Origin of the sequence: Nocardia amamiensis NBRC 102102, assembly GCF_001612745.1 — a bacterium.
Classification (GTDB): domain Bacteria; phylum Actinomycetota; class Actinomycetes; order Mycobacteriales; family Mycobacteriaceae; genus Nocardia; species Nocardia amamiensis.
In genome coordinates this window covers 1-12,797 of the sequence record NZ_BDBA01000165.1, presented here as the reverse complement: position 1 = coordinate 12,797, position 12,797 = coordinate 1, and the positions used below count along the sequence as shown (strand labels likewise).

Annotated in this window: 14 protein-coding genes; 9 read left to right on the top strand and 5 right to left on the bottom strand. The window is 67.6% G+C overall.

From position 1 onward, the window contains the following. Window positions 1-21 precede the first annotated feature (21 nt). On the bottom strand, window positions 22-861 hold the full coding sequence (gene fdhD, locus NA4_RS27035; RefSeq protein WP_067475965.1) for a formate dehydrogenase accessory sulfurtransferase FdhD: 840 nt from the start codon (window positions 859-861) through the stop codon (window positions 22-24). Continuing rightward, entirely contained in the window at window positions 858-3,155 is a 2,298-nt protein-coding gene (locus NA4_RS27030) for an FdhF/YdeP family oxidoreductase (RefSeq protein ID WP_067475962.1), read from the bottom strand. The genes fdhD and NA4_RS27030 overlap by 4 nt, the downstream gene beginning before the upstream one ends. Before the next feature lie 122 nt (window positions 3,156-3,277). Here NA4_RS27030 and NA4_RS27025 point away from each other — a divergent pair, with 122 nt between their 5' ends. Further along, a complete protein-coding gene (locus NA4_RS27025) occupies window positions 3,278-3,634 on the top strand; it encodes a type II toxin-antitoxin system RelE/ParE family toxin (protein ID WP_084497477.1) in 357 nt (118 codons plus the stop codon). Window positions 3,635-3,652: 18 nt separating this feature from the next. Continuing rightward, window positions 3,653-3,937, top strand: a complete 285-nt coding sequence (locus NA4_RS27020) for a helix-turn-helix domain-containing protein (protein WP_067475959.1) — start codon at window positions 3,653-3,655, stop codon at window positions 3,935-3,937. A gap of 159 nt (window positions 3,938-4,096) precedes the next feature. On the opposite strand, the gene NA4_RS27015 is transcribed toward NA4_RS27020, so the two are convergent. Next, window positions 4,097-4,447, bottom strand: coding sequence for a hypothetical protein (locus NA4_RS27015; protein ID WP_067475956.1), 351 nt, complete (start codon window positions 4,445-4,447; stop codon window positions 4,097-4,099). A 134-nt stretch (window positions 4,448-4,581) separates the two neighbouring features. Between NA4_RS27015 and NA4_RS43795 the strand changes: the two genes are divergently transcribed. After that, on the top strand, window positions 4,582-5,169 hold the full coding sequence (locus NA4_RS43795) for a DUF6879 family protein (protein ID WP_373862841.1): 588 nt from the start codon (window positions 4,582-4,584) through the stop codon (window positions 5,167-5,169). Between the two features lie 72 nt (window positions 5,170-5,241). Here NA4_RS43795 and NA4_RS27005 read toward each other — a convergent pair whose 3' ends face one another. Next, on the bottom strand, window positions 5,242-6,405 hold the full coding sequence (locus tag NA4_RS27005) for an FHA domain-containing protein (protein WP_067475948.1): 1,164 nt from the start codon (window positions 6,403-6,405) through the stop codon (window positions 5,242-5,244). A 588-nt stretch (window positions 6,406-6,993) separates the two neighbouring features. On the opposite strand from NA4_RS27005, the gene NA4_RS27000 reads away from it, so the two are divergent. The 6 genes from NA4_RS27000 (at window position 6,994) to NA4_RS26975 (ending at window position 11,599) form a co-directional block, all read left to right on the top strand. Next, window positions 6,994-7,392 carry a TOBE domain-containing protein gene (locus NA4_RS27000; RefSeq protein ID WP_067475944.1) on the top strand — a complete coding sequence of 133 codons (399 nt, stop codon included), beginning with the start codon at window positions 6,994-6,996 and terminating at the stop codon, window positions 7,390-7,392. Window positions 7,393-7,424: 32 nt separating this feature from the next. After that, window positions 7,425-8,183, top strand: coding sequence for a molybdate ABC transporter substrate-binding protein (gene modA, locus NA4_RS26995; RefSeq protein ID WP_245671610.1), 759 nt, complete (start codon window positions 7,425-7,427; stop codon window positions 8,181-8,183). Window positions 8,184-8,233: 50 nt separating this feature from the next. Then, window positions 8,234-8,992, top strand: a complete 759-nt coding sequence (gene modB, locus NA4_RS26990) for a molybdate ABC transporter permease subunit (RefSeq protein ID WP_067476005.1) — start codon at window positions 8,234-8,236, stop codon at window positions 8,990-8,992. Continuing rightward, complete coding sequence (locus NA4_RS26985) at window positions 8,989-10,038, top strand: ABC transporter ATP-binding protein (protein WP_067475936.1); 1,050 nt, start codon at window positions 8,989-8,991, stop codon at window positions 10,036-10,038. The genes modB and NA4_RS26985 overlap by 4 nt, the downstream gene beginning before the upstream one ends. 329 nt (window positions 10,039-10,367) lie before the next feature. Then, window positions 10,368-11,039 (top strand): TetR/AcrR family transcriptional regulator, encoded by a 672-nt coding sequence (locus NA4_RS26980; RefSeq protein ID WP_067475932.1) that lies wholly within the window; start codon window positions 10,368-10,370, stop codon window positions 11,037-11,039. 41 nt (window positions 11,040-11,080) lie between these two features. Then, entirely contained in the window at window positions 11,081-11,599 is a 519-nt protein-coding gene (locus tag NA4_RS26975; RefSeq protein ID WP_067475929.1) for a GNAT family N-acetyltransferase, read from the top strand. Window positions 11,600-11,806: 207 nt separating this feature from the next. Here NA4_RS26975 and NA4_RS26970 read toward each other — a convergent pair. Then, window positions 11,807-12,797, bottom strand: a 991-nt coding sequence (locus NA4_RS26970; RefSeq protein WP_157129329.1) for a glycerol-3-phosphate dehydrogenase/oxidase, incomplete at its 5' end; no start/stop codon positions are given.

Genomic DNA, 12,797 nt, shown 5'->3' with positions numbered 1-12,797 from the left:
TCGGTTACAGGCAAGAGGGAATCAGGCCAAGAGTGCGGACCTGCCGGGTTCGGCGTGGATTCGTTCCGGGGCGCTGTAGACGTTCATCGTGTCGCCGCGCAGGAAGCCGACCAGGGTGAGCCCGGCGTCCGCGGCGAGGTCGACCGCGAGCGAACTCGGCGCCGAGACCGCGCCGAGCATCGGGATACCGGCCATGACGGCCTTCTGGACCAGTTCGAACGAGGCGCGCCCGCTCACGATCAGCACCAGATCGTGGGCGGGAACGCGGTTTTCGCGCAGCGCCCAGCCGATCACCTTGTCCACGGCGTTGTGCCTGCCGATGTCCTCGCGTACCGCGAGCGCGGTGCCGTCGGCGGTGAACAGTCCCGCGGCGTGCAAGCCGCCGGTGGCGTCGAACACCGATTGGCGGTCCCGAAGGCTGTCGGGCATGGCGGCCAGCACGCGAGTGTCCACCGCTGGGCCGTCATTCGGCAGGGGGAACCGTGTGCGGGTGCGCACATCGTCCAACGCGGTCTTGCCACACAGGCCGCACGCGCCGGTGGTCGGGAAGGCGCGGGTCGGCACCGGAACCGGCGTGCGCAGGGTGACGTCGAGGACGTTGTAGGTGTTGTGTCCCTGGTCGTCGGTACCCGCGCAGTAGCGGGCGGCGACGATGTCTGCTGCGGAACCGATCATGGCTTCGCTCAGCAGGAATCCGTGCACCAGGTCGATGTCGTTGCCGGGCGTGCGCATGGTGACGGTCAGCGAGTGCCCGTCGATGCGGATTTCCAGGGGTTCCTCGACCGCGAGGGTGTCCGGACGCTGGATTTCGCCGGTGGGTGAGATCCGGCGCATCCGGCGGCGGGCGGTGACGCGGCTCATGAGGAACTCGGCTCGAAGCGGACGGTGACCGCTTTGGCGACCGGCGTATTCGACCGCGCGGCGACGTGGTCCAGCGGCACCAAGGGGTTGGTCTCGGGGTAGTAGGCGGCGGCGTTGCCGCGCGGGGTGGGATAGGAGACCAGGCGGAAGCCTTTCACGCGGCGTTCGGTGCCGTCGGTCCACTCGGACACCACGTCGACCAGGTCGCCGTCGGCGAAGCCGGAGGCGGTGATGTCGTCGGGGTGCACGAGCACCACTTTGCGTCCGCCGTGCACGCCGCGGTAGCGGTCGTCGAGGCCGTAGATGGTGGTGTTGTACTGGTCGTGGCTGCGCAGCGTCTGCAGGATCAGCTTGCCCTCCGGCACCGGCAGCCAAGTGAGCGTATTGGTGGCGAAGTTGGCCTTGCCGGTGGCGGTGCGGAACTCGCGGGCATCGCGCGGCGGGTGTGGGAGCTGGAATCCATTGCGCTGCCGGACTTTCGTGTTGTAGTCCGCGCAGCCGGGCACCACACGGGCAATGGCGTCGCGAATGGCGTCGTAGTCGCGGGCGAACCGTGCCCACGGCACACGGTGGTCCGCGCCGAACAACGCTTGCGCGAGTTCGCAGACGATCGTGACTTCGCTGCGGAGTTGGTCGCTGACCGGCTCGAGTCGTCCCATGGACAGGTGCACCATCGACATCGAATCCTCCACCGACACTTGCTGTTTGGTGCCGTTCGGGGACAGGTCGAGGTCGGTGCGGCCGAGGGTGGGCAGGATCAGCGCGGTGCGGCCGTGCACGACGTGGCTGCGGTTGAGTTTGGTGGAGATCTGCACGGTGAGCGCGCAGCCACGCAGCGCGGCCTCGGTCACCGCGGTGTCCGGGGTGGCGGCCACGAAGTTGCCGCCCATGCCGAGGAAGACTTTCGCGCGACTGTCGCGCATGGCGCGGATGGCCGCGACCGTGTCGAAGCCGTGCGCACGCGGGCTGGTGATGCCGAACTCGGCGTCGAGGGCGTCGAGGAAGGTGGCGGGCATCTTCTCCCAGATGCCCATGGTGCGGTCGCCCTGGACGTTCGAGTGGCCGCGCACCGGGCAGACGCCCGCGCCCGGCTTGCCGATCATGCCCCGTAGCAGCAGCAGGTTCGTGGCTTCCTCGATCGTGGCCACGGCATGGGTCTGCTGGGTGAGGCCCATCGCCCAGCAGACGATGATGTTCTTCGAGCGCGCGAACAGGTCGGCGGTGTGCTCGAGTTCCGTCATGCTCAGGCCGGTCGCCGCCAAGACGGTGTCGAAATCGACCGAGCGAACGTGCTTTTCGTATTCGGCGTAGCCGGCGCACCGGGTGTCGACGAAGTCCCGGTCGACCACGGTTCCCGGCGCCCGGTCCTCGGCTTCCAGCAGCAGGCGGCCGAGCGCTTGGAACAGCGCCATATCGCCGCCGAGCCGGATCTGCAAGAAGTCGTCGGCGATCGGCACGCCGGTGGTGAGGCCCTTGACCGTCTGCGGATCGCGGAAGCCGAGCAGCCCCGTCTCCGGCAGCGGATTCACCGCGACGATCCGGGCGCCCTCGGCCTTCGCGCCCGCCAGTGCGCTGAGCATGCGCGGATGGTTGGTGCCCGGGTTCTGGCCCGCGACGATGATCAGGTCCGCCTTCGCGAAGTCATCGATGGTGACCGAGCCTTTGCCGATCCCGATCGAACTCGACAGCGCGGCGCCGGAGGACTCGTGGCACATGTTCGAGCAGTCCGGCAGGTTGTTGGTGCCGTAGCTGCGCACCAGCAGCTGGTAGAGGAACGCGGCCTCGTTGCTGGTGCGGCCGGAGGTGTAGAAGACGGCCTCGTCGGGCGAATCGAGGCCGCGCAGCGTGTCCGCGATCAACCGGTAGGCGTCGTCCCAGGCGATCGGCGCATAGTGGGTGTCCCCGGGACGCAGCACCATCGGGTGGGTCAACCGGCCCTGCTGTCCCAGCCAATACCCCGACTTGTCGCTCAGTTCCGCGATCGAGTGCGTCGCGAAGAACTCCGGAGTCACCGTGCGCAGCGTGGCCTCTTCTGCGACGGCCTTCGCGCCGTTCTCGCAGAACTCCGCAGGTCTCCGATGACCGCTGGGCTCCGGCCACGCGCAGCCGGGGCAATCGAAGCCGTGCACCTGATTGACCCTGGCCAGAGTCCGGGCGGTCCGGATGACCCCCATCTCCTCGACCGAGCGCTTCAACGCCACCGCCACGGCGGTCACGCCGGCGGCCTCCTCCTTGGGCGGGGTCACGGTCAGCTCGGACTCGTCGATATCCCGGCTCGGTCCGTTTCGATGCATGCCGCCATTGTCCTCCCCGCCGTCCGGGCCCGGGACGGGGGCGGAGCACTATTACGCACGTCGGAATGTGCGTATTGGGCATCACAGCATTGGATATCACATCTGTGTGATACTGTTAGTGGGTGCTGTACGAGATCCTCGCGGAGCCCGAGGTTGTCGAGTTTCTGTACCGCCTGGACCCCGCCAGCCGTGCGGCGGCAGACCATCGCGCTGGGCTTCTCGCCGAACTCGGGCCGCGCCTCGGGGAACCGTACAGTCGCTTCCTGGGCGATGGAGTGCGAGAACTCAGGTTCGTTCTCTCCACCAGCCAACAAGCGCGCATTACCTACTGGTTCCCAGGAGGGCAAGTGATCATCATGCTCACCGCGTTCACAAAGCAGCGGCAGCGGGAATCCGCCGAGGTGGAGCGGGCGAAGCATGCGCGGAAGGTCTGCGAAACGGAGCATGACCGGACTTACCAGCACATCATCACACTGTAGAAAGGAGACCTGGTCCCGATGATTACGCAAGAGGAATTCGACCGCCGCACCGCTGAACAGCGAGCAACCCCCGAATACCAGCAGGCGTACCGGAATGCCGAGATTGCCTACCGGGTGGGGAAGATGGTGCGAGAAGCGCGAGAAGCGCGGGGCTGGACCCAAATCGAGCTAGCCGCACGTTCTGGGCTGAAGCAGCACGCGATCTCGCGCCTCGAGGCTGGGGACGTGGTACCTACACTCACCACTCTGGAAAAGATCGCGCAAGCGTTCGGTGGTCATGTGCACGTGAACATCGCGGCATAGCAACCTACTGATGGCCGCCAAGTACATTCGCTGACGCAGTGCCGACCGCGGACCAACAGCTCGAGGCCCGAGTCCGGCGCTATAGGGACCCAGACCCTCGCCGCCTGAACTTCTACCCCGCCGGTCCAGCTCCAGGGAGCTGGTTCGACGACACAGCGGCTATTCGATGAGGTAGGCATCTGACGGAAGGGTGACGCTCCCGAATTCCGGGCCCATGATCATCGGCTGCTCAACAGTGCTGGTCTTCCGCGCGTCCTCGGCGAATTCTTGCCAGGTCGTCGGCACGTCGTCCTCGATGACCGGATCCTCCAGGCTGACGTCGTAGTCGTCCTCGTCGTCGTAGTCATCATCAACCGACTGCCCGGGCGGTGTCGATCGATCGTCCGTCAACTGGGCCAACTCCTTCTCGTTCCTGACATCGTCCGACGAAGGCAGGCCCGACTGCGTGAACAGCAGACTCGTGGCGATGGCCAAGGCAGCCATCACGGCACCTTTGAACAGGTTTTTCATGCCGCCTCCCGAGGATCGATGCCTTCGAAACCCACTGTGGTTGCAGGTGATCGAACCGCTACTGCGAATACCGACCGATCAGCATACGCGAGCCGGAACGGCGTGCATCAGCCTTCCAGACGAGTTCGCCGATCATGAAACGCTTACTCAGCTCCAACTTGCGAGTGACGAGGCGGCTGTCGAGGTACCGAGGTGCGAAAGGACGTTCTACGGTGCAGCTAATAGCTGAGGACGGGTTCAGCGACCTACTACAGTCATGCGAGCGCGAGGCATTCCACCTCGAGGTGCTCGACTCCTACGCTGAACCGCATGAGTATGAACCGCTTCGGCGGTTCCTTGATGGCGAGCTCGACGATTACACATGGTTCCAACCATGGGCGGACCTCATCCGGCAGACCAGAGGCCGGGGAGTGGCCGTAACGCGTACCCGTATCGTCTCGGTTCCACACACCGACTACACGCGGTTTTGTATGGCCGTGGCCGAATTCAACACCCAGGCCGGTGAGGACATCCGTTACTTGCCAAGACATCTGGCTGGGGATGTCCCTCCAGACGACTTCTGGCTGTTCGATGACCAGTTGGTCATCTTCTCGGCGTTCGGTGCGTCCGGTGCGTGGTCTGGTGCAGTGACAACCGATCCGAATATCGCCGCTTACTGCCGAGGGATCAAAGAAAAATTCTGGCCATTGGCGACGCCGTATTCGGAGTACGTCACGACGTGACTGATTCCGTCCATCAACAACGGGCGTAGTTCAGCAGCGGTGCGCTTTCGCGATATCGCCCGTGCCCGTGTATTACTCGTCGCCGCGATAGGTGAGGATTCGTTCGCTGATGCGGACGCGCCAGCCGGGTTGGAGTTCGGTGGGGGAGGTGGTTATGCGGGTCCATTGGTCGGTGTCGGGGGCGGCGATGAAAGTGCCTGAGGTGGCGGCGGCGTCGCGGACGTAGACCTTGCCGCTGTCGACGGATACGTAGGCGTGGACGCGGGAGACGTGGCGGTCGCGCTGGATGACGAGGGGAGTGGCGGTCGCGGAGCGCACGGATTCGTCTACCTGCGGGCCGCGTCCGATGACGTAGGGGCGGTCCAGCCGGTATGCCGTGCCGTCTTCGGTGATCAATGCGCCGAGGGCGGATTCGGTCGCGAGGGCGGTCGGACGCAAGATGCGGGTTCCGCCGTTCTCGGCTGTCTTGCGCAGGGCGACGGGTTCGGGCGGGAGTTGCGTCGCGGGGTGCACCTGTGACCAGGCCAGCGGGCGCTCTGTGGCAGGCCGGGGTGGGCGCGGCTTGGGAAGAGGGCGAGCGGATTCGGTCGGCCGGGCCGCTGAGGGAGCCGGTGCGACAGCGTCGGATGGGCCGGTCGGTTCGGGTGCCGCCGCGAATCCGGCCGCGGCCGTTGGCTCGGGCTCGGCTTGCGCGGGGCGTCCGGCGTTCGTGGACCGCTCGGCGGACTCGGATGGGAGCGACCGGGTGGCCTTTCCGGCGCGGCGCACCGCGGCGTTCCAGATGAAGCCGCCGCCGGGGACCACGCCCGTACGCAGATCGGTGCGCGGCAGCGCCGCCAGCGGCTCGCCGGTGCTCGAGCCGATTGTGATGCGGCGCACCGGTTCGCGGACGATCTCGTCCACCCAGGTGAACGCGCGACCGCCATCCAAGCGGCGGACGCCTTCCGCGCCGTGGATCTCGGCGGCGACCCCTCCGCGCAACAGGATCAGGATTCCGTCATCGGTCGGCGCGACCACACCGAACGGCGGCGTGTGCGCCGTGCCGCCGAAGATCACCGCCGCGAGGCGTTTGGCCAGCGCCGCGCCGGGATACTCCACATCCGCCACGGCCTCGATGGTGCCGAGTATTCGGTCGGTGGAAGCGGTCTCGTCGCCCAAGTAGGCGACGACCGCACCGAAGCGGGCGACCAGTCCGTCGCCCGGTGCGATACCTACGGTGGACGGTTTACTGCGCACCCGCGCCCTCCTTCCCGGCGCACTACCGGCATACCTGAGCCAGCATAGAACGTTCGCGCCAGCCCAACCGTGGCCTCCACGTGTCAACCGGCGAGTCTCCCGCAGGTCTGTCAGTGCCATCCGGTGCTCGAATTCCGCGCCGCCAGACGGCTTCTCGCCACCGGACTCAACTGGTGCCGGAACTGCTCTGAACTGGGCATTGTGGTTTGAGCCGCACCTGTCGGCGGTCGTGCGTGTCTGCTGGCTGATGTGCCGTGCGCCACTTGACTTGCGAATCGGCATGGCCCGGCGGAGGTTGGGCCGACCTCGGTGCGCAAGGAAGCTGTCTACACCGTGACGGCGCCGACTGACATCGTCGCGCGGCCCCTGAGCGTCTGGCTCAGGGATGCCATCCGCACTGGCCCGGCAAAACTCTGGTGAGCGCTGTTCGGCGCTGGCGCTGCTCGCGCCCGGCGCAGCCCGGGGTGGGCTGACCGAACTGCTGCCGCTACCCCAGTGACGGCGGAAAGCAGCGGCGATCCGCAATAAACCGATATTACGGGTCGGTTCGGCTGTCTTTTCCTTGGATGCGGAAATAAGCTATCGATCGTGTCGAATCTACGGATCAGTGAAGTGGCCACGTTGCTGGGTGTCAGTGATGACACGGTGCGCCGATGGATCGATCAGGGCCGTCTGACCGCGATTCAGCTCGACAGTGGCCGCAAGGGTGTCAGCGGCCGTGAGCTCGCCCAGTTCCTGCGGGCCAATGCCGAGGCCCCCGCACCTGGCGCGACGGTCGCGGCATCGGCCCGCAATCGGATGCGCGGGATCGTGACCCGGGTGGTGAAGGACACCGTGATGGCGCAGGTGGAGATGCAGGCCGGGCCGTTCCGGTTGGTGTCGCTGCTGAGCCGGGAATCGGTGGACGAGCTCGGTCTGGAAGTCGGCAGCGTCGCTGTCGCGTCGGTGAAGTCCACTCACGTCGTGGTGGAGATACCGGAAAGTTGATGAGGATGAGAATGATTCGCAAGGTGGGGGTCGTGACCGCGACCGCGCTGGCCGTCGTCACCGTGGCGGGCTGCGGTTCGGACGACACGACCGAACACACCGGCACACAGCATGTGTCGGGCACCGTGACCGTGTTCGCCGCGGCCTCGCTGACCGAGACATTCACCGAGCTCGGCAAACAATTCGAGGCCCTGCACCCCGGTGTCAAGGTGGTCTACAGCTTCGGCGCGAGCTCGGCGCTGGCAGAGCAGATCAACCAGGGCGCCCCGGCCGACGTGTTCGCCTCGGCCGCGCCGAAGAACATGCAGCAGGTCCGCGACAAGGGTGAGGTCACCGCCGCTCCGGTCACGTTCGTGCGCAACCGGCTCGAGATCGCGGTGCCGAAGGGCAATCCGGGGAACATCACCGGGCTGGCCGATTTCGGCAAGACCGAGCCCAAGCTCGCGCTGTGTGCCGAGCAGGTGCCCTGCGGTGCGGCGGCCAAGACGGTGTTCGAGACCGCGGGCATCACCCCGCAACCGGATACTCGCGAGCAGGACGTGAAAGCGGTGTTGACCAAGGTCACCCTCGGTGAGGTCGACGCCGCGCTGGTGTACCGCACCGACGTCAAGGCCGCTGGGGACAAGGTCGAGGGAATCGACTTCCCCGAGTCGGGCAAGGCTGTCAATGACTATTCGGTCGCACCGCTGGCGCACGCACCGAACACGGCGGCCGCGGCGGCGTTCGTCGACTTCGTGACCTCCGATCGGGCGAAGGCGGTCTTCACCGCGGCAGGGTTCGACACACCGTGATCGCGCCCGCACGGCGGCGGGCGGTGCTCGGGCGGCGACCTGTCGCGCTGATGCTGCCTGCCGTCTGCGGGCTGGCGTTCCTGCTCGTTCCGCTGGTCGGTCTGCTGATCCGAGTGCCGTGGGCGACCATGCCGGGTCGGCTTTTCAGCGCCGAAGTCGGTCAGGCGCTGCGGCTTTCGCTACTGTGCGCGACCGCGGCCACGCTGATCTGCCTGGTGCTGGGCATTCCCCTGGCCTGGGTACTGGCGCGCGCCGAACTGCCTGGGCGCGGGCTGATCCGCGCATTGGTCACCGTGCCACTGGTGTTGCCGCCCGTGGTCGGCGGCGTCGCGCTGCTGCTGGTGCTCGGCCGCCGCGGGCTGATCGGCCGTCATCTCTACGAATGGTTCGGTGTCTCGTTGCCGTTCACCACCGCCGGGGTGATCGTGGCGGAGGCGTTCGTGGCGATGCCCTTCTTAGTGATTTCCGTCGAGGGCGCGCTACGGGCGGCCGATCCGCGCTTCGAGGAGGCAGCGGCCACACTCGGTGCCAGCCGCTGGTATGCATTTCGCCGGGTGACGTTGCCGTCGGTGCTGCCCGGCGTGGTAGCGGGCGGAGTGTTGTGCTGGGCGCGTGCGCTCGGCGAGTTCGGCGCCACCATCACTTTTGCGGGTAACTTTCCCGGCCGGACGACGACCATGCCGTTGGCGGTCTACCTCGCGCTGGAGACCGATCCGGACGCCGCGATCGTCCTCAGCCTGGTTTTGCTGGCGGTGTCGGTTGCCGTGCTCGTCGCGTTGCGAGAGCGCTGGATTCGGGGTGCGGTATGACCTTGAGGGCCGAATTACGGGTCAGTAGGGGGTCTTTCGCTCTCGATCTGCCGCTGACCGTCGAACCGGGCGAAGTGGTCGCGTTGCTGGGGCCCAACGGGGCGGGCAAGACCACAGCGCTACGGGCGCTGTCGGGATTGATCGCGCTGACCGATGGGCGCATCGAGCTCGATGCGCACCTCTGGGACGTACCGCCTTCGGTGTTCGTGCCCGCCGACCGCCGCGAGGTCGGGGTGGTATTCCAGGATTACCTGCTTTTCGGGCATCTCTCGGCGCTGGACAATATCGCCTTCGGGCTGCGCTCTCGCGGAGTTCGGCGCACTCCCGCCCGGGAGCGAGCCGCGCAGTGGCTCGCTCGTGTCGGTCTGCCGGATTGCGCGCAGCGCAGGCCCCGAGCGCTCTCGGGTGGGCAGGCCCAGCGCGTCGCGCTGGCCCGCGCGCTCGTCACCGATCCGCGGCTGCTGCTGCTCGACGAGCCACTCGCCGCGCTGGACGCAGGCACCAAACTCCAGGTGCGCTCGGATCTCGCGCATCACCTGCGCGACTATCCGGGTCGTACCGTGCTGGTCACGCACGACCCGCTCGACGCCATGGTCCTCGCCGATCGGCTGATCATCCTGGAGAATGGCGCGGTTGTGCAGCAGGGACCGCCCGCGGAGGTCGCGGCGAGGCCGCGATCGGACTACGTGGCCGATCTCATGGGTCTCAACCTCTATCGCGGCACCGCCAATGGCACCCAGGTGAGTCTGGACGGCGGCGGCACCTTCACAATCGCCGAACCAGCCCAGGGCCGCGTGTATCTGGCCTTCGCTCCCAACGCAGTCGGTCTGCACCCGGAACAACCTGCCGGTAGCCCCCGTAACAGCTGGCCGGTCACCATCGCTGGGATAGAACAACACGCTCACACGACCCGGGTCCGCCTCGACGGCGCCCCGCCCGTGCTCGCCGACATCACCCCGGCCACGGTCGCGCAGTTGCGCCTGCGCCCGGGCCTGCGGCTGTGGGCCGCGGTCAAGGCCACTGAAACACGGTCGTATCCGGAGTAATCGAGTGCCGCTGACCGGTCGCCCCTGTCGCTGTGCTTCCGCATGACGACGGTATCCAGCGAATCGTGGCGAGTGCGTCCGCCAGTGCGCGCACCAGGGGAAGTATGGCAAGCGGCGCAGTCCTTGGTGTGCAGCCCGGGAGAGCTCCCGTCCCTGCCAGACATGTGCTTGGTTGCGGAGCAGCGCCGCCGCGGGGCGCAAACGCTGTTCGTGTCAAACGGCGTTCGTCCGCGGTTATGCTCAGGCGCAATGAGTGAGCGGAGTGAGCGAGTCATGGAGGCAACCGCCGACGCGGTTGGGCCGGAGCCGAGCGTGAACGGGGCGAAGGTATGAGCCCGGCAGCCGTCAGCCGCCGGGCTCGTCCGGCCAAATCTCCGCTCAGCCGCGAGGTGATCGTCGAGACCGGCCTGCGCATCCTCGACCGGGACGGTGCGGCGGCGCTCACCATGCGGCGGGTCGCTCAGGACCTGGATACCGGCGCGGCCTCGCTCTATGTCTATGTCGCCAACCGCGACGATCTGATGGCCGCCATGCTCGACCATGTTCTCGGCACGGTTCCGGAGCCGGCCGGGGTGAGCTGGCGTGAGCGGATCACCGAGTTGGTCGACGCCGCGGTGGCGGCGATGAGCAGGCACGAAGGGTTGGCGCTCGTCGCGCTCGGCACGATTCCGACCAGCCCGAACGCACTGCGCCTGATGGAACTGCTGCTCCGGTCGCTCACCCAGGCGGGACTGGACGACCGCACCGCGTCCTGGGCGGTGGACCTGCTCTACCTGCACATCACCGCGTCGGCCGCCGAGCAGAGCGTGCACAACACCAGCGGCGGCACCGAGCGCGACTACCTCGCCGACGTCGAGCGGCGCTTCGCCGAGCTGCCCGCCGACCGGTACCCGACCGTCGTGTCCATGCGCGACACCATGCTGTCCGGCGACGGCGACGCCCGCGCGGCGTGGGCGCTCCGGGTGCTGCTCAACGGCATCCTCGCTACCCGGGCCGACTAATTCGCTGGCTTCCTTCGTGGCCGCCGGTACACACTGACCTGGTGATTCGGCCTACGACGCCCCGCGACCTCCCTGCGCTGCAGGACATCGAACGCGCGGCGGGCAAGCCGTTCGCGGAGATCGGCATGACGGCGGTCGCCGACGATGAACCTCCCTCGCTGGAAACACTGCGCGGATTCCAGGAGGCGGGACGCGCCTGGGTCTGGGCGGAGAACGATGCGCCGATCGGCTACCTGATCGTCGGCGTGATCGACGGAAACGCACACATAGACCAGGTCTCGGTGCACCCCGACTACGCCGGGCGTCGCATCGGCAAGTGCCTGATCGACCAAGCCGCACGCTGGGCTGCCGCCGAGGGCTTCGGTGCGATGACGCTGACCACGTTCACCGAAGTCGTCTGGAACGGGCCATATTACGAGCGGCTCGGTTTCCGGTACCTGTCCGCGAACGAGGAGACTCCCGGCCTGCGCGCGCTACGCGCCGCCGAACGCGCCCACGGCCTCGACCACTGGCCGCGCGCGTGCATGCGAGTGGAGCTGTCCGCGTGGGTGATCGACTGACCCCGGCCGCGGAGCGAGAACCCGTCCCCTGCCGCGAACCCGACTGGGTCACCGCCCGCGAGAGCGTCGCCGGTGAGTGGCACATCACGGAGACCCGCTCTCGCGTTTTGCCGCATTCAGGTGCCACTCGCGGGGTGGACGTTGAGTTGGGACCGCGGCGTGTTCACCGTCGTGATCGCGCGCCTGCTGGCGCGGCGAGTGGCGTCCTCAGCTGATGGCGGTGAGTGCGGCAGCGGCGGCAGGGGCTGCGGCGGCCCGGTCCTCGGCGACCAGGCCGACGCGGGTGCGCCGGTCCAGGAGATCGTCGGCGTCGAGTGCGCCCTCGTGTGCCACCGCGAACGCGAATTCTGCTGCGAGCACGTCGATTCCGGGCGCCACCGGTTCGGCGAGCGCTGGATCATGGCGGGCCGCCGCGAGCACGGTGGTCGCCTCGCTGCCGTAGCGGTCGATCATCACCGGTGGGGCGTCGATGCGGTCGCGGGCTGCTCCGGAGACCGCGCCGACCAGGGGAAGTTCTCGGGTGCGGCATGGTCCGGCGATGAGTCCGCCGTGTGCGACGGCCGCGTCGACGGCGTCTTCGGCCATCTTCCGGTAGGTGGTGAGTTTGCCGCCGACGATCGTGACGACGCCGGTGGGGGAGCGTAGGACCGCGTGCTTGCGTGAGATGTCGGCCGTGTTGTCGTCGGCGGTCTGCAACAGCGGACGCAGGCCTGCGTAGGAGCCGCGAATGTCGCTGCGCGTCAAGGGCTCCCGCAGGGCGGGGTTGATGGTGTCGAGTAGGAAGTCGATTTCGGGCTCGGTCGGCTTCGGCTCGTCGGGCACCGGGCCTGGCGCGTCCTCGTCGGTCAGGCCGAGGTAGACCCGGTCGTGGGCGGCGGGGAACGCGAAGACGAAACGACTGGTGCTGCCGGGCACCGGTACGGTCAGCGCGGCGGTGAGTCCGCCGAAGGACGCCGCGGAGAACACCAGATGGGTGCCCCGGCTCGGGCGCAGCTGGATGCTCGGATCGACCTGGTCGGCCCAGACACCGGTGGCGTTCACCACGGTACGTGGCCGCACGGTGAGGGTCTCGCCGGTCCTGGTGTCGCGCAGGGTGGCTGAATCACCGGTCACGTCAAGGGCTTCCGTATACGTGATGACCCGCGCGCCGTGCGCCGCCGCGGTGCGCGCCAGGGCCACGACCAAGCGGGCGTCGTCG